Annotated in this window: 20 protein-coding genes and 1 pseudogene; 9 read left to right on the top strand and 12 right to left on the bottom strand. The window is 71.3% G+C overall.

Annotation, left to right across the window (positions count from 1 at the left end; translation table 11 throughout):
* Positions 1 to 41 precede the first annotated feature (41 nt).
* Entirely contained in the window at positions 42 to 1,142 is a 1,101-nt protein-coding gene (locus ACSMXR_RS27330) for a DUF4185 domain-containing protein (protein WP_473170132.1), read from the top strand.
* Positions 1,143 to 1,199: 57 nt separating this feature from the next.
* Here the strand turns inward: ACSMXR_RS27330 and ACSMXR_RS27325 are convergent, their stop codons facing one another.
* From ACSMXR_RS27325 to ACSMXR_RS27315, 3 genes are all read right to left on the bottom strand, one after another.
* Entirely contained in the window at positions 1,200 to 3,848 is a 2,649-nt protein-coding gene (locus ACSMXR_RS27325) for a DUF7824 domain-containing protein (RefSeq protein ID WP_473170131.1), read from the bottom strand.
* Positions 3,849 to 3,903: 55 nt separating this feature from the next.
* A complete protein-coding gene (locus tag ACSMXR_RS27320; RefSeq protein ID WP_473170130.1) occupies positions 3,904 to 4,551 on the bottom strand; it encodes a DUF6518 family protein in 648 nt (215 codons plus the stop codon).
* Between the two features lie 101 nt (positions 4,552 to 4,652).
* On the bottom strand, positions 4,653 to 5,570 hold the full coding sequence (locus ACSMXR_RS27315; protein WP_473170129.1) for an alpha/beta hydrolase family protein: 918 nt from the start codon (positions 5,568 to 5,570) through the stop codon (positions 4,653 to 4,655).
* 59 nt (positions 5,571 to 5,629) lie between these two features.
* Here ACSMXR_RS27315 and ACSMXR_RS27310 point away from each other — a divergent pair, with 59 nt between their 5' ends.
* Complete coding sequence (locus ACSMXR_RS27310) at positions 5,630 to 6,151, top strand: helix-turn-helix domain-containing protein (protein ID WP_381909526.1); 522 nt, start codon at positions 5,630 to 5,632, stop codon at positions 6,149 to 6,151.
* Between the two features lie 131 nt (positions 6,152 to 6,282).
* Here ACSMXR_RS27310 and ACSMXR_RS27305 read toward each other — a convergent pair whose 3' ends face one another.
* Positions 6,283 to 6,687, bottom strand: a complete 405-nt coding sequence (locus ACSMXR_RS27305) for a VOC family protein (protein WP_473170128.1) — start codon at positions 6,685 to 6,687, stop codon at positions 6,283 to 6,285.
* Positions 6,688 to 6,937: 250 nt separating this feature from the next.
* Here ACSMXR_RS27305 and ACSMXR_RS27300 point away from each other — a divergent pair, with 250 nt between their 5' ends.
* Both ACSMXR_RS27300 and ACSMXR_RS27295 read left to right on the top strand, forming a co-directional pair.
* Entirely contained in the window at positions 6,938 to 7,249 is a 312-nt protein-coding gene (locus ACSMXR_RS27300; protein ID WP_473170127.1) for a hypothetical protein, read from the top strand.
* A gap of 353 nt (positions 7,250 to 7,602) precedes the next feature.
* Positions 7,603 to 8,241, top strand: a complete 639-nt coding sequence (locus tag ACSMXR_RS27295) for a hypothetical protein (protein WP_473170126.1) — start codon at positions 7,603 to 7,605, stop codon at positions 8,239 to 8,241.
* 77 nt (positions 8,242 to 8,318) lie between these two features.
* Here the strand turns inward: ACSMXR_RS27295 and ACSMXR_RS27290 are convergent, their stop codons facing one another.
* Positions 8,319 to 8,936 carry a GNAT family N-acetyltransferase gene (locus ACSMXR_RS27290; RefSeq protein ID WP_170994672.1) on the bottom strand — a complete coding sequence of 206 codons (618 nt, stop codon included), beginning with the start codon at positions 8,934 to 8,936 and terminating at the stop codon, positions 8,319 to 8,321.
* A gap of 70 nt (positions 8,937 to 9,006) precedes the next feature.
* Between ACSMXR_RS27290 and ACSMXR_RS27285 the strand changes: the two genes are divergently transcribed.
* Positions 9,007 to 9,480 (top strand): NUDIX hydrolase, encoded by a 474-nt coding sequence (locus ACSMXR_RS27285; protein ID WP_137234592.1) that lies wholly within the window; start codon positions 9,007 to 9,009, stop codon positions 9,478 to 9,480.
* Positions 9,481 to 9,532: 52 nt separating this feature from the next.
* Here ACSMXR_RS27285 and ACSMXR_RS27280 read toward each other — a convergent pair whose 3' ends face one another.
* Complete coding sequence (locus ACSMXR_RS27280; RefSeq protein WP_137234591.1) at positions 9,533 to 9,730, bottom strand: hypothetical protein; 198 nt, start codon at positions 9,728 to 9,730, stop codon at positions 9,533 to 9,535.
* 180 nt (positions 9,731 to 9,910) lie between these two features.
* Positions 9,911 to 11,434 carry a catalase gene (locus tag ACSMXR_RS27275; protein ID WP_381909532.1) on the bottom strand — a complete coding sequence of 508 codons (1,524 nt, stop codon included), beginning with the start codon at positions 11,432 to 11,434 and terminating at the stop codon, positions 9,911 to 9,913.
* Between the two features lie 396 nt (positions 11,435 to 11,830).
* On the opposite strand from ACSMXR_RS27275, the gene ACSMXR_RS27270 reads away from it, so the two are divergent.
* Positions 11,831 to 12,001, top strand: coding sequence for a hypothetical protein (locus tag ACSMXR_RS27270; RefSeq protein WP_170994671.1), 171 nt, complete (start codon positions 11,831 to 11,833; stop codon positions 11,999 to 12,001).
* 28 nt (positions 12,002 to 12,029) lie between these two features.
* Here the strand turns inward: ACSMXR_RS27270 and ACSMXR_RS27265 are convergent, their stop codons facing one another.
* Together ACSMXR_RS27265 and ACSMXR_RS27260 are read right to left on the bottom strand one after the other, a co-directional pair.
* Positions 12,030 to 12,995 carry an NAD(P)/FAD-dependent oxidoreductase gene (locus tag ACSMXR_RS27265; RefSeq protein ID WP_473170125.1) on the bottom strand — a complete coding sequence of 322 codons (966 nt, stop codon included), beginning with the start codon at positions 12,993 to 12,995 and terminating at the stop codon, positions 12,030 to 12,032.
* A gap of 110 nt (positions 12,996 to 13,105) precedes the next feature.
* On the bottom strand, positions 13,106 to 13,519 hold the full coding sequence (locus ACSMXR_RS27260) for an ATP-binding protein (protein WP_473170124.1): 414 nt from the start codon (positions 13,517 to 13,519) through the stop codon (positions 13,106 to 13,108).
* 114 nt (positions 13,520 to 13,633) lie between these two features.
* On the opposite strand from ACSMXR_RS27260, the gene ACSMXR_RS27255 reads away from it, so the two are divergent.
* Entirely contained in the window at positions 13,634 to 14,542 is a 909-nt protein-coding gene (locus ACSMXR_RS27255) for a helix-turn-helix domain-containing protein (RefSeq protein WP_137234587.1), read from the top strand.
* A pseudogene (locus tag ACSMXR_RS27250) lies at positions 14,521 to 14,658 on the top strand (hypothetical protein); the annotation flags it as partial. The gene ACSMXR_RS27255 and the pseudogene ACSMXR_RS27250, both read left to right, overlap by 22 nt.
* On the opposite strand, the gene ACSMXR_RS27245 reads toward ACSMXR_RS27250, so the two are convergent.
* Both ACSMXR_RS27245 and ACSMXR_RS27240 read right to left on the bottom strand, forming a co-directional pair.
* On the bottom strand, positions 14,652 to 14,894 hold the full coding sequence (locus ACSMXR_RS27245; protein ID WP_030078876.1) for a hypothetical protein: 243 nt from the start codon (positions 14,892 to 14,894) through the stop codon (positions 14,652 to 14,654). The pseudogene ACSMXR_RS27250 and the gene ACSMXR_RS27245 sit on opposite strands and share 7 nt — an antisense overlap.
* A 369-nt stretch (positions 14,895 to 15,263) precedes the next feature.
* The gene (locus ACSMXR_RS27240) at positions 15,264 to 15,497 is read right to left on the bottom strand and encodes a hypothetical protein (RefSeq protein ID WP_030078880.1); all 234 of its coding nucleotides are present in this window, start codon (positions 15,495 to 15,497) and stop codon (positions 15,264 to 15,266) included.
* 154 nt (positions 15,498 to 15,651) lie between these two features.
* Between ACSMXR_RS27240 and ACSMXR_RS27235 the strand changes: the two genes are divergently transcribed.
* Complete coding sequence (locus tag ACSMXR_RS27235) at positions 15,652 to 16,656, top strand: YdcF family protein (protein WP_364885368.1); 1,005 nt, start codon at positions 15,652 to 15,654, stop codon at positions 16,654 to 16,656.
* Positions 16,657 to 16,687: 31 nt separating this feature from the next.
* Here ACSMXR_RS27235 and ACSMXR_RS27230 read toward each other — a convergent pair whose 3' ends face one another.
* Positions 16,688 to 17,632: an NADP-dependent oxidoreductase gene (locus ACSMXR_RS27230; RefSeq protein ID WP_473170123.1), complete on the bottom strand. Its 945-nt coding sequence runs from the start codon at positions 17,630 to 17,632 to the stop codon at positions 16,688 to 16,690.
* Positions 17,633 to 17,643 lie beyond the last annotated feature (11 nt).

Raw genomic sequence — 17,643 nt, 5'->3', positions numbered from 1 at the left:
CACCTCCTCCCCCCTCCGTCCGACCCAGCAGGGAGCCCGCCATGCAGAGGACGCGTCCGCCCAGCCCGGTCCCGTACGAGGCCGACGGCCCGAGCCGGCGGGCTCTGCTGCGCTCCGCGGCGATCGGCGGACTCGCCGTGGCGGGCGTGGGCGCCGGCGGGCGCGGGGCGGTCGCCGCCCCGCGCGTCACCGGGGCGAAGGTGCGCGACCTCACCGGGCCCGCCCTGACGGGGCGGTTCGCCGCACCGTGGACGGACCTCGGCATCCCGGTCCGGTGCCCCGACGGGTCGGTGCTCCTCGTCTGCGGCGACACCTTCGACGGCGAGGGCGTCGGCGGACCGGACTGGCGCTCGCCCGTGGCGCTGCGGTCCTCGAACGCAGCGCCGGGGGCGCTGCTGGTCGACGGCGCGGTAGGGGGAACCCGCGCCGTCGGCCTGGTCCCGGAGAGCCACAACGGGGGCACCACCGCCATCCCGTCCGATGTGTTCACCGTCGGCTCCACGATGTACATGCACCTGATGCGCGGGGTGATCTACCGCACCCACCACACGGACTTCTGGCGCTCCGACGACAACGGCGCGACCTGGCACTACCTCTGCCAGTGGGCGGGCGACCAGTACGGCGGCCAGTTCCAGCAGAAGACCTACGCGGTCGCCGACGACGGCTACTGCTACGTCCTGTCCACCGCGTTCGACCGGGACGCGGTGTCGGGCCTGCTGCTCCACCGGGTGCCGCAGGACGCGCTGGGCACCCCTGCGGCCTACCAGCCCTGGGGGTACGCGGACGGCCGGTGGGACTGGGGCAATCCGCCGACGTCGGTGACCGGGGCCAGGCGCTGGGGCGAGATCTGCTTCCGGGCGATGGACGGCCGGTACGTGCTCAGCTGGCTGAACATGAGCCCGTTGGACATCAGGGCCCAGGTCTTCGCCGGGCCCACCTCGAACCTGTTCACCACGCCGGAACAGACGACGATCGTCCCGACCGTCCCCGGCCGGGAGACCGGCAACGCCGTGGCGAGCCCGTACGGCGGATTCATCGTTCCGGGCTCCACCGTCGCCGATCTCCACCTGACCGTCAGCCAGTGGTACGACAACCGCAACTATCGGGTGATGCTGTACCGGGTGAACGGCGTGACCGGGTGAACGGCGTGGCCGACCGTCGGACGGGCCGGCTGATCCGTCGGCCCGTCCGACGGTCGGTCACACGGTGCCCGCCCGCGCGGCGTCGCCGGTCGCGGCCTGGATCCGCCGCGCCTGCTTGACCAGTTGGGACGAGCCGGGCCGGCCCGCGAGTCCGTCGACACCGGGTATCGCCCCGCCGGCCGGCGAGTGCTCGGCGCACTCGGCCGCGAGGGTCAGCACGGCGAGAAGACCCTGCGGCGGGTCGCCCGCCAGCAGCGGCGGAAGAGCGGCCGAGAGCACGCCCCACACCGTGGCCACGGCACCCGAGGCCACCGCCGTCCGCAACGCGGCCACGAACCGCTGCGGCTTCAGCCGGCGCAGCCGGGTCAGCTCGGCGAGGTCCCGGCCGAGGCGCTCCGCGTCGAGCGCCCCGGCGGCGGCCAGCATCAGCAGCGCGTCCACGGCGGACACCCGCTCGTCGTCGCCCCGGGCCCCGAGACCGTAGGCCAGCACGAGGTGGGTCGCCGGTCCGACGGGCCCGCCCGACTCGGCCAGCGCGGGGAGCGCGGTCGTGCCCACGCCGCGGTTGTCGAACTCGGCCGCGACCGCGATTCCCGTCAGCATCCGCGCCGCGAGAATCTCACGGTGTTGCGGCAGCACAGCCAGGATGTGCGGCGAACTCTCCACACCGCCCCCGCACGCGCAGGGGCTGCCGACAGGATCGTGTGCGGCGAGCAGCGAACGGAACGGCTCGGGCAGATCCGCGTGCCCCTCAGCGGCCTCGACGCGGACGAGGACACCGGGCCGCGGTGTGCGCAGCCGCAGCCGCTCCGTCTCACGGAAGACGGCGGGGTCGGGCAGTACTCCCGAAGCCAGCCGGTCGGCGAGGCGGCGGCCCGCCGGTGAGGTGAGCCGCGCCGAGGCGGTCACCGCCTCGGGAGACACCTCACGGTCGAGCCGGAGCAGCGCCTGGAGGAAGTCGGCCTCCCCGGGCACCACGCCCGCCCCCTCGTACGCGGCGAGCCGCCTCACCAGCTCGGTCGGGTCGATGGTCCCGGTCGCCCAGGTGGGCGTGGCCAGCAGGAACGGCAGCGCGTCACCCCGTGCCATCCGGGCCCCGATCTCGGCGGCCCGGGCGAGACCTACCGAACGCGGCGCGGAGTGCGGACACTGGTGTTCCAGGGCTCGGTGGCGGACGTGCTCGGCGTCCTGCTCCGAGGCCGTGCCCATGACGGACAGGAGGACGAACTCCAGATCCGACACGACCCGCGCGCCACCCCACAGCGGAGGATCGTCCTGCTGTGCCACGACGGATTCCAGAGCGGTGCGCAGAGCTGCCGGATCGGTGTGGAACCACGTCACCAGACCGTTCAGCGCCTCTTCGCGCCGAGCCGGGGTGTCGTCTCCGCGCAGCACCGCGCCGACCTCCGCGGCGAGTACGGCGGCGGACGCCGGCACCGGCGCGAGCCGTTCGGCGCTCGGCACGGGCGGCAGCGCATCGGCCTCCGGCACGCGGACGCCCTCCTCCTGACCGGCCGCCGCGGCACCGAAGGTCTCCGCCGCGCGTCGGCGCAGGCCCGGCGAAAGCAGGCGGGCCTTCTCGGCGAGTTCGGCCCGCACGGCTCCGCTCGCGCGCCGGTGATGCCGGACCACCAGAGCCAGCGCCCGTTCCTGAAGGCTGTGTTCCTGATGCCCGAACCCATCGGCGGCCACCGGGAGCAGTTCGTCCGTGCGGGCCGGGTCGCGCTTCATCGCTCGGTCGAGCAGGGCGAGTTGGAAGCGCACGATCTTCTTCTCCGGGCGGAACAGCGCGGCCCGGGACGCCTCGATCAGATGCCCAGTCTCCAGTCTGCCCGCCTCGTCCAGCCCCGCCAGCGTCTCCTGGGCACGCGCCGCCGCCAGGGCATGGGCGTCGGGCACCATGCCCACCCAGGTGGCCGTGCGCGCCGCCCGCTCGTCCTCGGTCGGGTCCAGCGCGGCCAGCAACTCCAGGAACCCCCGCACGACGCCCATCCGCTCGGGGCCGAGCAGCTTGGAAAGACAGCCGTCGATCAGCATCCCGCGGTCGAGCACGCCTTCCTCGGCCAGCCCGGCGAGCGCCCGGGGCCACCCGGGGTCGTCCGGCAGGCTGTACTGGAAATCGGTTCCCGTCCCCGGCACTTCGAAGAGCCGGGGGACCATCACCGTCACGAACGGGTCCGCGCGCAGCCTGTCCCCGGTGTCCTCGCCGCCGACGCGGATGCTGCTCTCCCAGCCGAGGACGAAGCCGTCCGTGGTGGGCGGCTCGCAGCCCGCGGCCCGCACCAGCGCCGCGATCAGTTCGTACTCGGACTCGGCCACGGCCTGCCGCGCGGCCAGCCGCCGCACCACCTGGCCCAGCCACTTCGGGTCGCGGTCCCGCAGCGCCTCGACGACGAACGAGCGGTCCGGCCCGGCGGCCCACCGCAGCTCCCGGTCGGCCAGCCACTGGGCCGCGTCCGCCGCACCTGTGCAGCAGCACGCCCCGGCCAGCAGCAGCGACCTGCCCAGGTCGACGGGCAGGTCGTCGCCGCTCGCCCGCAGGCTCTTGCGCCACGCTTTCAGGACCGGTACGCAGTCCCGCCGTTCGGCGGGCGTGAGCGTGTCCAGCAGCTTGCCGACGGTGTCCGTACGGCCTGCGCGCACGGCGTCCAGCAACTCGTGGGCGGACTGGCCGACTTGGCCGGGGATGACATAGGTGACGGTCATGGCGCGAACGCTAGACGCCACCACTGACAGACGCGCTCCTCACCTGCGGGCTCACTCAGCCGGACACCGCGTTCAGGAGGCCGTAAAGGATTTGATACGTGAGGAAGGACGCGGGGATCGCCACGGCGAGGCTCAGACCGCGTTCCTTCCAGGTCCGCCCCAGCAGCAACGGCAGGCCGCAGGCGAGAGCCCCGCAGGCCACCGCCTGAGGCGCATACCCGAGGCCGAGCCAGTAGTGGAGGCCTTCACTGCCGAAGAGGCCCCCGAGTGCGCCGAGCGCGACGTAACGCCGCCAGGGTTGCGTACCGCGCCTCGACCACGCGCCCGCGATGCCGAACAGCGGCCCCGCGACACATGCCATGGCGAGCCAGAGCAGCGGAAAGGTGAGAGAGCCCATTCCGTCCCGCCCGAACTCGGCATACCCGTAGTAGCCGACGACGAGCCCGATCTCCGCCAGGGCTCCGGCTGCCGCCGGAACGCGATGGCCGTCGGTACGGTTCGCGAGGGCGACGCCCGCGGCGAACGCGAACATCGTCCACACCGCGCCGGAGTTCGCCAAGTTGTTCCACGCCCCCGGCAGCCAGCCCTGCAGCAGGTTGGTCAGAACGCCCCCGACGAGCCCGACGCCGAAGCACAGAACAGACGCGCTCGGGGCATTCTTCAAGCGCAGGCGGGGTGAAGTGATCGCATCGGTAGCAGCCATGCCCTGACTATACACAGGGTCTATACACGTGGTGTATACGTGCGGTTTATACGTACCGCCCACAGCCGGACGCCGGACGCCGCTCGGGCGGATGACGCCGCTCACCGAGCTCCGGTCAGGCAGGGGCGCAGCCAGTCGGCGACGAGGGTGAGGATTTCGGGGTCGACGGGCTCACGCAGCAGACGGCGATAGGCGAGGAGCGAGGGCTTGGCGGGGGTGCGGCGCAGAAGGTGGGTGAGGTCGGCGGGCCGGCGGGTCTCGACCTCGCCCCGGACAAGGCCGGCCATCCGGTCGAGGTCGTCGGGATCGACCTGCAGATCCTTGTCGCCGGTGACGGCCAGGACGGGCACGCGTATCGCGGCGAGGTCCTCCCGGGTGTCATGGGCGAGCATCTCGCGCATCCAGCGGGCGTTCACCCACCTTCCCCCGATGCGCTCCTTGTCGGCGGAGCCGGCCTTGATCCGGTTCAGCAGCCGGGAGGGCAGTCCACCGGAGGCGATGAGGCGCCCCGGCAGCCGGACGAGGGCGGGCATCGACTCCAGGACGGAGCGGGCCTGCCAGGCGAGCGCGGATTCTCCGGTGCGGGCGTATCCGGCCAGGACGGCGGCGGCCGCGACATCGCCGTCGGCGGCCAGGGCCATGGCGTGCAGGGCCCCTTCGCTGTGGCCGACCACGCCGACACCGTCCGGATCGATGTCGGCGCGGCTCTTCAGCATTCGCACTGCCGCTGCCGCGTCCTGCCGGTTGTCGGAGTATCCGGCTGCCTGCCAGTCGCCGGGGGTGGAGCCGGTGCCTCGCCGGTCGTAGCGGAGGGAGGCCACGCCGTGATCGGCGAGGGCGGAGGCGAGCGCGGGGCCCAGGTTCGCCTTCAGCCGGGGGGTGTTGCCGTCGCGGTCGAGCGGGCCCGAGCCGTGCAGGATGAGCGCGGCGGGGAAGGGACCGTCCCCTTCGGGGAGGGTCAGGGTGCCTCCCAGCGGGGTGCCGTCCCCGGTGTGAACGGTGACCGTGGTCTCACGCATGGCGCCGCCTCCATCATTCTCACATTCGATAACAATCTCAGATGTGAGAATATAACCCCATGGCTGCCGCGAACCCCACCCTTCATCCCGTCAGGCTCCGGATCATCCAGGCGCTGCTCGGCAACGAGTTCACCACCGCTCAGTTGCGCGAGAGGATGCCCGACATCGCCCCCGCGACGCTGTACCGGCACATCGCCGCCCTCCACGAGGCCGACGTGCTCGAAGTGGCGCGGGAGGAGCGCGTACGCGGGGCGACGGAGCGCTGCTACCGTCTGCGGACCACCGACCTGCTCATGCGGTCGGGCCATCTGACGCAGGAGGACCACCAGGTGGCCTTCTCCGTCTTCACCGGGGCGCTCATGGCGGACTTCGAGCGGTATCTCGCCGCACCGGACACCGACCCCGAAGCCGACGGGCTCGCCTACCGGCAGGCCGCGGTCTGGCTCGACGCCGATGAACACGCGGCGCTGGCCGCCGAGATCACCCGAGCCGTCAGCCGGTACGCCGATGCCGGCCCCGGGCCCGGCCGGACACGGCACGTGATCGGCTACGTGGACATCCCGGAGGCGAACCCGTCCTGAACCACGCCCCTCAGCGGGACGCGCCCCGCCGTGGACCGGCTGACAGCGGGACGATCAGGTCGCAGGTGGCCCGGCCGGCCGCTGTGCGGAATCCGGTACGAGGCGGGCGCGTACTGCCCTCGGCAGGCGGGTCACGACCACGTCCGGGTGGACAGCACCAGCAGATAGCCGTCCGGGTCCCGGAGCGTGACGCCCCAGGTATCCCAGTACGGGTTGTGCGCGGGCACCCGCGTGCCGCCGTGCTGTTCGAGCCGGCCCACGAGAGCGTCCGGCACCTCTTCGCCGAGGTAGACCACAAGCAGGTCCTCGGGCGTCGGGCGCGGTTCCACGGGGGCCGCCGGGTCGTGGACGAGTTCCAGGTGCCAGGCGGCGCCGGGCCAGCCGACCATGAGCAGCGAGTGGTGGCCCGGCGTGCCGTCCGCCTCGTGGCGGTACTGGACGTCGAGGCCGAGCCCCGCGACCCAGAAGCGTTCCGCCGCCGCGAGGTCACGGGACGGGCGGGCGATGCGCACGTGAGCCGTGGCGTCTGCCGGCATCGCGCTACCTCCTGGTCGGCATGGATCGGCCGGCCGTGGACGGCCGCTCGTCCAGGGAGCTTAGGGAGTGAGCGATCATGCGCGCATCGGCCGCTCGCCCTAGGACCGCGGCCGCACGGGCAGCTCGCACCGGGTGTCCACGCGCCCTGGCGCGCCTCCGTGCGCTCACTCGAACGCCACGTTCCCTCGACCCGGCCATGTCGTTGTCGGGATGTGACAGCAGAAGTCTCTCGGAGGAACGCGGCACCCCATGACTGAAGAACACATCCTGCTCAGGGACTTCCTCGCCACGATGAATCGTCTCCAGGCGGACTTCGAACGGCGACTGGACAGCCTTGAGCGCGACGCATCGCCGGAGTCACCGCCGTATGACCATCCTCACGAGGTGACCGACATCAACCAGCCGTGGAGAAGCCCGGACACGCACCGCACGCTCGGGCTGGAGGCCATCTGGACCGGCGCCCGACGTTCGTCGGACGAGCACGCACGAGGCGAGGAGAAACCATTCTCCGCTGCGCTCCCCCACGACCCGGCCACGCCTCCCCACCAGCCGCGTCTGTGACCGGCGCTTCTGACCGCCCTCCCTGACCAGCGCCTCCCGAGAGAAACGTTTCTTTCTTCTGGTGGTCCGCACTGCGGCCGGTGAGCCGTGCCCACGTCGGAGCCTCCTGCCCCTTCGGCGTCGGAGAGCATCCCGCACAACACCCTCCGCCGAGCACACGAGGAAGCGTTCGCCCGGTCTTCGATCGCGACCCGCACGGTCACCGTCGCGCCGCACGCGCCCTTCGCCATAAGTGCGCGTGCGCCATTCTCGTCCTGGCGCAAGGGCCTTGAGAATGCGCATAGTTGTCGACAGAACCTTTCCTGCACCACCTAGGATGATCACCGGTGTGGTGATGAAACACAGGAGGCCGTGTGGCGCAGGAGCGATGGGAGCGGTACCGCTGCACGCCGGCTCGGGAGCAAGGGGTCATAGTGCGCTACGCGAAACTTGCAGTGTTCGGAGCGGCCTCCGCGCTGCTGCTCCTCGGGTGTTCAGGAAAGCAGACAGAATACGATTACTCGATCCCCGAGAAGGTCTGCGGCATCGACGTCCAGCCATCGAACATGAAACCGCTGCTACCTCCTGGAAAGTCCGTCAAGGAGTCGTTCCGAGAGATACGCCAGCGCTCCGGCGAACATGTCAATTGTGGCGTGGTGGTCGACAAAGGCATCGATCTGTCGGTCTCCTTCTCCCGTCAGACCGGAGAGCTCGACATCGCGAGAGAGGCCGCCGACAAGTACACCGACCTGCAACGGATCTCGCTCGGCCGAGGTGTCAGCAGTGCGGCGGTGGGCGATGACGGAGCCGTCGCCTGGATGGCCTGCCTGCCTAAGCCGCACCAGCCTCAGTACGAGATGCCGGAGACCAGGTCCGGAAAGTTCGACCATGTGGCCCTGGAAATCCGCACCGGGAAGGTGGAGGACTCCGGAAAGGTCGAGGAACGACGTACGCACATCGAGAATTTTCTGCGTGCGTACGCACCGGGAGTCGCCGAGGCCTGGTGCACATAGCGGCCGAACGCGCGCGCCTGTGCTGCTCCGCGGACGTTCGCGGAGCAGCACAGCGGTCCGCCGGCGCCGGTGCCCCTCTACGAAGCGTCGACGGCCCGCGGCTCGCGCCGCATGACCCACAGCACCGGCCCGCCTCCCGGCAGTTGCGCCTCGCCGAGCACCGTGAAGCCGAAGTGCTCGTAGAACGGCAGGTTGTCCGGCTTGGAGGACTCCAGATAGACCGGCAGGCCCGCCGCGTCGGCCTTGGCCAGTCCGGAACGCAGCAGCGCCGCCCCGTGCCCCTGGCCCCGGGCGGCCGGGTCCGCGCCGATGACCGCCAGGTACCAGTGCGGCTCCTTGGGGCCCTGCTCGGCGGCGGCCGCGACCGCGTCCCGGAACAGCGGCGCCCGGTCGCCGAGGATCTCCTCCAGCTCCGCGACCGTCTCCGCGTCGGGAACGGTCTTCTCCTGCCCCTCCGGCGCCACCCAGAACGCGGCCGCCGACGCGGTGCGCTCGCACACCCCGTGGCGGCCGTACTGCCGGGTGAAGATCGTGGTGAAGTAGCGGACCAGGTCCGGCTCGCGCGAGGCGCCGCCGGGGAAGAACCACTCCATCATCGGGTCGTCCTGGAAGGCGCGGGCCAGCGTGCCGCTGATCGACGCGGCATCGTCGAGCGTGGCCGCCTGAGGCGTGTTCGATATCGACATACAGGTCATTCTGCACGTTGATGATCTTGAGCGGTGAGCGGGGTGCCCGCTCTCCGCGCCCCGCGTATAGCCTCGCGCGATGGATCGACGACTGGCCGCGTACGCGGTGTGCATCGAGGACGGCCGGGTGCTGCTCGCGTTGGCCGTGGGCCCGGACGGCGACCGCACCTGGACCCTTCCGGGCGGCGGAGTCGAGCACGCGGAGGACCCGTTCGACGCGGTGATCCGGGAGGTCGCCGAGGAAACCGGTCTGGAGGCCGTGGTCGAGCGGCTGCTCGGCGTGGACTCACGGGTGATTCCGGCGGGCGAGCGCCGCCGGCCCGGGGCGCCCGAGCTGCAGAACGTCGGCGTCTTCTACCGCGTCCGCGTCACCGGCGGCCGGCTCCGGCCCGAGCCGAACGGCGACACCGCCGGGTCGGTGTGGACCCCGCTGTCCGACGTCGGCCGCCTGCGCCGGTCCTCGCTGGTGGACATCGGGCTCGATCTCGCGCGGACGCTTCCGCCCTCCGGGCACGTCGGCCCCGTCCCGGTCGGCGGCCTGATCCAGCACTGAGGAGGACCGGGCGGCGGTGGCGCGTGCCACGGAATCACCGCCCCGGGCCGGATCAGTGGCGGCTGGATATCCAGGCCCAGGCCACCGCCACCACCACGCCCAGCAGGATCGTGCCCGCCACGACCGCCAGCAGCACCGTCAGTCCGCAGCCTCCCGCGATACCGGCGTGCACCTTCGCCTTGAGCGCCTCGGCCTCGGCGTCCGGGTTCCGCTCGGACTCCTCGCCGCCGTACCAGTCGTATCGCTGCATCGCCGCCCCCCCCTGGGATCGCGGCCAGCCTAGAACCGGCGACCGGGACGGCCTCCCCCGGCCCCCGGTACGCGGGCGACCGGACGAGGAACGCGCCGCAGGCCCTCACCCGGCGGCCGACGAAGCCGACGAGTGAGGGCCTGCATGTCGTACGCCCGGAAGCGGGCAGCGGCCCGGGCCTCAGGCCTTGTGCTGCATCGACGAGCGTGCCGGGTTGGCCTGCTCCGCCGCCTTCGGGTCCTTCTCGCCCGCCTTCGCGCGCACCCCCTGCTCGATGCGCTTGCCGAGCGTGCCGTCGACGTTCGACCAGTACTGGAACGCCCGCTGGAGGACCGGCTCGGTCACCCCGTTCAGCAGGTGGCCCACCACGTTGTCCACCAGCCGGTCCCGCGCCGCGTCGTCCAGGACCTCGCGGACCATGGTGCCCGCCTGGCCCCAGTCGTCGTCCTCGGCGTGGTCGACGTACGCCGCCCGGGTGATGTCACCGTCGGCGTACCAGCTCGGCGGGGTGCCGTAGCGTGCCGTGTCCGCCTCCGGGCCGCCCTTGGAGTTCGGGGCGTAGACCGGGTCGCTGGTCTTGCGGTACGCCATCGCCCCGTCCTTGGAGTACGTGTTCACCGGCGCGACGGGGGCGTTGACCGGCAGCTGCTGGTAGTTGCCGCCGATGCGGTGGCGGTGCGCGTCCGCGTAACTGAACAGCCGCGCCAGCAGCATCCGGTCCGGGCTCGGGCCGATGCCGGGGACGAAGTTGTTCGGCTGGAACGCCGCCTGCTCGATCTCCGCGTGGTTGTCCGTGGGGTTGCGGTCCAGCGTCATCCGGCCGACCTCGATCAGCGGGTAGTCGCCGTGCGGCCACACCTTGGTCAGGTCGAACGGGTTGAACCGGTAGTCCTTGGCATCCTCGTACGGCATGACCTGGACCTTCAGCGTCCAGCTCGGGAAGTCGCCGTCGCGGATGTGCTCGAAGAGATCACGCGTGTGGTAGTCGGTGTCCACGGCGGCCATCTGGTCGGCCTCGTGCTGCGTGAACGTCTCGACGCCCTGGTCGGTCTTGAAGTGGTACTTCACCCAGAACCGCTGCCCCTGCGCGTTGATCCACATGTACGTGTGCGAGGTGTAGCCGTTCATGTGGCGCCAGCTGCGCGGGATGCCCCGGTCGCCCATCAGCCAGGTGACCTGGTGGGCCGACTCCGGCGAGAGCGTCCAGAAGTCCCACTGCATGTCGTGGTCGCGGAGGTTGTTGTCCGCCCGGCGTTTCTGCGACCGGATGAAGTGCTGGAACTTCATCGGGTCCTTCACGAAGAACACGGGGGTGTTGTTGCCCACCATGTCGTAGTTGCCTTCGCTGGTGTAGAACTTCACCGCGAAGCCGCGCGGGTCCCGCCAGGTGTCCGGGCTGCCCCGCTCCCCCGCCACGGTGGAGAACCGGATCACCAGGTCGGTGGTGACGCCCGGCTGGAAGAGCGCGGCCTTCGTGTACGCGGACACGTCCGCGGTCACCTCGAACTTCCCGAACGCGCCGCTGCCCTTGGCGTGCGGCTGGCGTTCGGGGATGCGTTCGCGGTTGAACTGGGCCATCTGCTCGATCAGGTAGGAGTCCTGGAGCAGGATCGGCCCGCCCGGGCCGACGGTGAGCGAATGCTCGTCGCTCTCCACCGGGGCGCCGGAGTCGGAGGTGGTCGGCTTGCGCGAGGTGTCGGTCATGTCGTCGTTTCCTCTTGTTTGTCTTCCGCAGACGCGTCGGCGATGGCTCCCACCACGACTGCCCTACTGACCCCCTGCCAATGTAGGCAAACGCGGACGAATCCACTCGTCGAGAAAGCCCTCGCTCCCGGCTTTCCGGGGCCCTTCGCGTATCCCCGTCACGGAAGCTCACACATGGGCCGCGCCCCGGACCCCCGGCCTCGCTCCGCGGCCCGGCCATCCGCGCGCCCGCGTTACGCCGGACGGGAAACGGGACTGAGTACCTGCCCCTACCCCTCTGAGTACGACACCGCCTCCGCCGGCCGCACCCGGCCGTGGGAGTGTTCACCCCATGGAGCCGGGGGGCTCCGGTCACCGGCCCTGCGAGGCGGGTGATGGGGCGGGACAGGAGCGGTCGTGGATCTGTTCGATGCTGAGCTGGGCGGACGGGACGAGCCCGAGGCGGGGGACGGGGGCGGCTGCTCCTGGGTCACCGCCGTGATCATCGGGATATTCGTGCTCCTGGCGGTGCTCATCCATACGTTCTTCGGGTGGGCGCGGGACCTCCTCGGCGCCCTGTTCTCGTAGCTCTCGCAGCACTCGTAACCGCACCCCCTCACCCTCGCCGGGCCGCCACCGCCAGCCGGGTGTCCTCGGCGATCAGGTCGCCGTTGACCGCCCCGCCCGCCATGAGGCCCGCGGCGGCGGCACCGATGACCTGGTCGGTGAGGCGGGTGACGTTGCCCGCCGCCCAGACCCCGGGCACCTCCGTCGCCCCGGTCGGGTCGGCCGGGATGTACGTACCGATCACCACCCCGCCCATCTCCTGCGCCACGGGCTCAAGACCCAGCGACTCCAGGACCGCCGAGCGAGCGGCGAACCGGGCCTGCACCACCAGTGCCTCGCGCGCGATCACCCGGCCGGACGCCAGCCGTACGCCGGTGAACCGGTCGTCCGCGACCTCCAGGCCCGCCACCTCGCCGTCCACGACCGCGACGCCGCGGGCCGCCAGCTGCTCGTACTCCTCCTCCGACGGCTCGGGACCCGTGTGGAGGAAGAGGGTCACGTCCTCGCTCCACTGCCGCCACATCAGCGCCTGATGTACGGCGAGGGGACCGGTGGCCAGCACACCGATCGGGCGGTCCGCCACCTCGTGCCCGTGGCAGTACGGGCAGTGCAGCACCTCGCGCCCCCAGCGCTCCGCCAGCCCCGGCACGGGCGGCAGCTCGTCGACGAGCCCCGTCGTCACCAGCAGCCGCCGCGCCTCGACGCTCCGGCCGTCCTCCGTCACCACCCGGAAGCCCCGCTCCCCGTCCCCGGGCAGCCGCTCGGCCGAGGCCACCCGGCCATCGACGATCTCCGCCCCGTACCCGGCCGCCTCGCCCCGCCCGATCGCCAGCAGCTCGCCGGGCGGGGTCGACTCGCGGCCCAGGTAGTTGTGCACGTGCGAGGCGGGCGCGTTACGGGGCTCGCCCGCGTCGATCACCAGAACCGAGCGCCGGGCCCGCGCCAGGGTCAGCGCCCCGCTGAGACCGGCCGCGCCGCCGCCCACGATCACCACGTCGTACCGCTGCTGCTGCATGTCGCTCCTCCTTCATCAGGTGGCTGCGGATCATCCGGACCCGCCGCCGCTCGATGACGAGAGTGCGCCCGTGCGGCCAAAACGACAAACATCCTTGCCGAAACGGCAACTCATTCGATGCTGAACTCGCACCACACGATCTTGCCGGGGTTCCGCTCGGCCACGCCCCACTTGTCGGCCACCGCGGCGACGAGCAGCAGCCCACGCCCGCCTTCGTCGTCGGCCCCCGGCACCCCGTCCGCCGGCCGCACCTCACCGTCGCCGCTGTCGTGCAGCTCGACGCGGATCATGTTCTCGACCCGCTCCAGGTAGATGTGGACCTTGAAGCCACGCCCCGGCGGCACACCGTGCCGGAGGGCGTTGGTCGCCAGCTCGGTTACGCAGAGCAGCACGTCGTCCGCGCGCGCTTCGCACTCCCACTCGACCAGCGCCTTACGGGTGAACTTCCGTACGACCGGGATCGACCTGCGCTCACGGCAGTAGAAGGCGGCGCGGTAGTACGGGAGTTGAGTTGTCTCGTTCATGCTTCCACGCTCACACGGCGTTACTAGGCTGGAGCAGAGCGGAAGCACGTACAAACGCATCTGTACGAGTTCCGGTGGAACGACAACGGAGAGGTACGGGGAGGTAGCCATCCCATGCGCCCGGGAAAGCAGAGCAGTATCAGGCGGGTCACTTCGTGGCATCTGGTCGGGGCCCAAGTGCGCCACTTCCGCAAGCGGGCCGGCCTGACACAGGCCGCTCTGGCCGCGCGGCTCGCGGTCGGCGAGGAAGCCATCGCCTCCATCGAGCAAGGACGACGGTCCCTGCTACTGGACTTGGCGATCCGGATCGACGAACTATTGGACACCGGGGGCGCGTTACAAGTCGCGGTGGAGAAGATCCCGCGGGAAGAGCGCTACAAGGCACTGGCCAAGGACTTCTTCCAGTACGAGCAGGACGCCGTGAGTGTGCTCGCGTACGAGACCCAGCTCATTCCAGGATTGCTCCAGACCGAGGCGTACGCCCGCTTCGTCTTCGGCTGCAACTACCCACCGGTGGACGAGGACGTGATCGAGATGCGGGTGGCGGAGCGCCTCGGCCGCCAGAAGATCCTGGAGCGCAAGCCCCGGCCCGTCCTCCACTTCATCCTGGAGGAGAACATCCTGCACACACAGCTGGGCGTGCCCGAGGTGATGCGGGATCAGCTTCTCCATCTACGGCGCTGCATGGATCTCCCGTTCGTCACCCTTCAGATCATGCCCCGCACCGCCCCTGGGCACGCCGGGCTCGGGGGCCCACTTCTCTTGCTGGAGACCTCCGACCACGGCCAGTTCGCCTATGTCAGCGGCCATCTGCACGCGAGCGTTTTCGACGAGCCGGCCGACGTCAGCGCACTTGTGCAGAGGTACGGGATGCTGCGTTCACAGGCGCTCACCGTCCAGGAGAGCACCCGGCTACTGGACGCACTGCTCGGAAAGACCCCACAGCACACCCGGCCTCTCGTTCTGCCGCCCTCCACTGGTTCAAGTCGAGCTACAGCGGCGACCAGGGCGGAGACTGCGTAGAGGCAGCCCCTGGAGCGCCTTCGTCCACGGCAGCAGCGCCTCCCTCTGAGCGCCCGGCACCGCCCCGGCCGCCGCCGCGGCCGGGGCGGTTCGCTGTCCGCCCGCTACCTCAGTAGCGCACCCACAACTCGTACACGCTCGGATTGCCCGCGAACGGGTTGCAGATGAAGACACGGCTCCAGAGGGCGTTGTCGGCGCCGGCGTTCCCCACCGCCTGGCACTCCGCCAAGCTGGCGTGATGGCTGCGGAGCCAGAAGCCGGGGCCCGTGGCGGAGGCGGTCGAGGCGGTGCCGAGGAGCATCGCTCCGGCGGTCGCCACGGTCACGGCGAGAGCGGCAATACGTCTGTGCATGTCGGTAACTCCGTTTTCAGTCAACGCACATGACTGTGCGTCAGTGAATGAATGAGTCGGGCCGATCCGAACAGCGCGCGCCGCCAGGAGAAAGCTAGCGAGCCGGGCACGCCCGCACAATAGGTCTGGACCAATAAGGCGTTGCATATGCCCCATGGCCGTAAACCTGTGTCTTGCCGCATATTTCAGCAGCGCGCGGGCTTCGCCATCAGCTCCGCCAGGGCCGAAAGCTGTCCGCAGCGTGCGAGGGTGACCGGCGAGCCGCGAGGTGCCGCCGCACGCGTGGCCCTGGCCTGACCGAACAGAAGGAAGGGCGGCAGAGGAGGCGATCCGCCTCCTCTGCCGCCCTTGGCGTCTTCGACGGCCGGCTCAGCTGAACCGGGCGTCCTCCACCGTGCTGGTGACCGTACCGGCGGTGGAGGTGGTCGCCCCGGCCGCGCCGTCGACCAGCTTGCCGAGGTCGCCGACGTCGTCCAGCGCGCCGAGGCTGACGGGCGGTTCGGCGGCGTGCGCCGCGTCGCCGCCTCCCGGGGGCGGGCTGATCGCGGCGATGACCGCTCCGGCGGCGAGGGTGACAACGGCGAGTACGCTTCGCTTCTTCATGCCGGGTTCAACGCCCGAGACCCCGCAAAGGGCACGCCCCGATCGGCGATCACTGTCGCGGACATGCACACGGACCCCGTCACACCGGGTCCGTGGGGGCACCGCCCCCGCCCTCGCCGTCGACGGCCGCCGGGACGCTGCCTAGTCTGTGCGCATGCCGGCCTACGCCCCCGCGGCGCTCCTCTTCCTCGTCTTCTGCGTGAGCGTGCTGCGCGAGCGCCGCAGGTTCAGCAACGCCGTGATCCTGGGACTCGCCGTGCTCTGCGCACTGGGCGCCCTGCTGTACCGCTTGGCCCGCTCGGGGTCGCCCTCGGTGCCCTACGTCGTCGGGGCGCTGGTGGCCCTGGGGGCGGTGGCCCTGCTCGTGCTGGTGTGCTTCCTGTTCCTCAACGGCGTACGCATGCTGCGCAAGGAGGGCCGCAGCCCGTCGAACCTGCTCTCCCTGCTGGCGGCCCTGGCGATTCTCGGCGTCGTCGCCCTGCTGGCCACCGCCGCCGTCGTGCGGACTCCGGTGCTGATCGGGCTGGCGACGGCGGCCGGCGGACTGGCGCTCTATTTCGCGTTCCTGTTCCTGTGCTTCGTCTGTTACGCGTTCCTCTACGGGCGGCTGCGGGTGCGCCGCAAGGCCGACTTCGTGGTGGTGCTGGGCTCGGGGCTGATCGGCGGTTCCACCGTTCCGCCGCTGCTGGCCGGCCGGCTGAAGCGCGGCCGGGCGGTCCACGCGCGGCTCGCCGGGCGCGGTGGGTCTCCCGTGCTCATCACCTCGGGCGGGCAGGGGCCCGACGAGGACCTGCCGGAGTCCCACGCGATGGCCGACCACCTGATCGCGCAGGGGTTCCCGGCGCATCTCATAGAGCGGGAGGACCGGTCGACGAACACCGAGGAGAACCTGCGGTTCAGCAGGGCGATCATGGAGAAGGCGAAGCCCGACTACCGGTGCGTCGTCGTCACGAACAACTACCACGCCTTCCGTGCCGCGCTCACCGCACGACGGGTGGGCATCCGGGGGCAGGTGGTGGGCTCCCCCACCGCCGCCTACTTCTGGCCCAACGCGATGCTCCGCGAGTTCACCGCGATCCTCGTGGACTACCGGCAGAGCAACGCGGCTATGTGCGTGATCATCGTCCTCGGTGGCGTGGCCGCCTGGTACGCGGCATAGCCGACCTCATGTGCACGGACGGTTGCCGGGCTCAGGAGAAGTCCAGGACCACCCGGCCCCGCAGGCCGCCCGCTTCCAACAGGCGGTGCGCCCGGGAAGCCTCGGCGGCGGGCAGCACCCGTGCGACGCGCGGCGTCAGAACGCCGGCCTCGGCCTGCCGGCAGAGTCTGTCCAGGCCGGCCGTGTCGCCGATGCGCTCGGGCACCATCACCGGGCACACCCTGATGCCCCGCTCGGCCGGCCCCGGCCACCCCCGCAGCTCGACGAGCGTGCCACCGTCTCCGATCGCGGGCACCAGCTCGGTGGTCTGGGCCGACCCGTCCACCGCACCGGCCACGCCTTCCGGCACGAGCGTACGGATACGGTCGGCGATTCCGGCACCGCGCTCGACGACGTGGTCCGCCCCGAAGCCACGCACTGTTGCGACATCGCGCCTGGCCGCGTCGGCGATCACCGTCAGCCCGTCCGCCCGGGCCAGCTCGACCGCGTAGCCTCCCACCGCACCCGCGGCACCGCTCACCGCGACGGTCCCGCCCGGCGGCAGGTCCAGCACGTCGAGGGCCAGTCGCGCGGTCATGGCGTTCATCGGCAACGTGGACGCCTCGGGGAAATCCATCCCTTCCGGCGCCGGCACGACCGACGCGGCCGGTACGACGACCTGTTCCGCGTAGGCGCCCCCGTGCGGACCGGTGAACAGCACCAGCGCCACCACGCGTTGGCCCACGGAGAGCCGCCCCTCGACCCCGGGCCCGATCTGGTCGATCACCCCGGCGGCGTCCATGCCCGGTACGAACGGAGGCCGCCGGCCGGGCATCCGCACCGCGTGCCCGCCCGTACGCAGCATGACGTCCGTGGGGCTCACCGCGGCCGCGTGCACCCGGATGCGGACCTCACCAGGGCCTGCCTGGGGTTCGGGCAGATCCAGCACCCGCAGGGCTTCCGGTCCGCCGAACTCGCACACGCCGACAGCTCTCATGCCTCGCGCAA

The organism is Streptomyces sp. DSM 106670 (assembly GCF_055792845.1).
This window is presented reverse-complemented; position numbering and strand designations above follow the sequence as displayed.

Coding starts and splice junctions, on each gene's coding strand:
- ACSMXR_RS27330 (WP_473170132.1), top strand. CDS start 42: ATGCAGAGGACGCGTCCGCCCAGCCCGGTCCCGTACGAGGCCGACGGC.
- ACSMXR_RS27325 (WP_473170131.1), bottom strand. CDS start 3,848: ATGACCGTCACCTATGTCATCCCCGGCCAAGTCGGCCAGTCCGCCCAC.
- ACSMXR_RS27320 (WP_473170130.1), bottom strand. CDS start 4,551: ATGGCTGCTACCGATGCGATCACTTCACCCCGCCTGCGCTTGAAGAAT.
- ACSMXR_RS27315 (WP_473170129.1), bottom strand. CDS start 5,570: ATGCGTGAGACCACGGTCACCGTTCACACCGGGGACGGCACCCCGCTG.
- ACSMXR_RS27310 (WP_381909526.1), top strand. CDS start 5,630: ATGGCTGCCGCGAACCCCACCCTTCATCCCGTCAGGCTCCGGATCATC.
- ACSMXR_RS27305 (WP_473170128.1), bottom strand. CDS start 6,687: ATGCCGGCAGACGCCACGGCTCACGTGCGCATCGCCCGCCCGTCCCGT.
- ACSMXR_RS27300 (WP_473170127.1), top strand. CDS start 6,938: ATGACTGAAGAACACATCCTGCTCAGGGACTTCCTCGCCACGATGAAT.
- ACSMXR_RS27290 (WP_170994672.1), bottom strand. CDS start 8,936: ATGACCTGTATGTCGATATCGAACACGCCTCAGGCGGCCACGCTCGAC.
- ACSMXR_RS27285 (WP_137234592.1), top strand. CDS start 9,007: ATGGATCGACGACTGGCCGCGTACGCGGTGTGCATCGAGGACGGCCGG.
- ACSMXR_RS27280 (WP_137234591.1), bottom strand. CDS start 9,730: ATGCAGCGATACGACTGGTACGGCGGCGAGGAGTCCGAGCGGAACCCG.
- ACSMXR_RS27275 (WP_381909532.1), bottom strand. CDS start 11,434: ATGACCGACACCTCGCGCAAGCCGACCACCTCCGACTCCGGCGCCCCG.
- ACSMXR_RS27265 (WP_473170125.1), bottom strand. CDS start 12,995: ATGCAGCAGCAGCGGTACGACGTGGTGATCGTGGGCGGCGGCGCGGCC.
- ACSMXR_RS27260 (WP_473170124.1), bottom strand. CDS start 13,519: ATGAACGAGACAACTCAACTCCCGTACTACCGCGCCGCCTTCTACTGC.
- ACSMXR_RS27255 (WP_137234587.1), top strand. CDS start 13,634: ATGCGCCCGGGAAAGCAGAGCAGTATCAGGCGGGTCACTTCGTGGCAT.
- ACSMXR_RS27245 (WP_030078876.1), bottom strand. CDS start 14,894: ATGCACAGACGTATTGCCGCTCTCGCCGTGACCGTGGCGACCGCCGGA.
- ACSMXR_RS27240 (WP_030078880.1), bottom strand. CDS start 15,497: ATGAAGAAGCGAAGCGTACTCGCCGTTGTCACCCTCGCCGCCGGAGCG.
- ACSMXR_RS27235 (WP_364885368.1), top strand. CDS start 15,652: ATGCCGGCCTACGCCCCCGCGGCGCTCCTCTTCCTCGTCTTCTGCGTG.
- ACSMXR_RS27230 (WP_473170123.1), bottom strand. CDS start 17,632: ATGAGAGCTGTCGGCGTGTGCGAGTTCGGCGGACCGGAAGCCCTGCGG.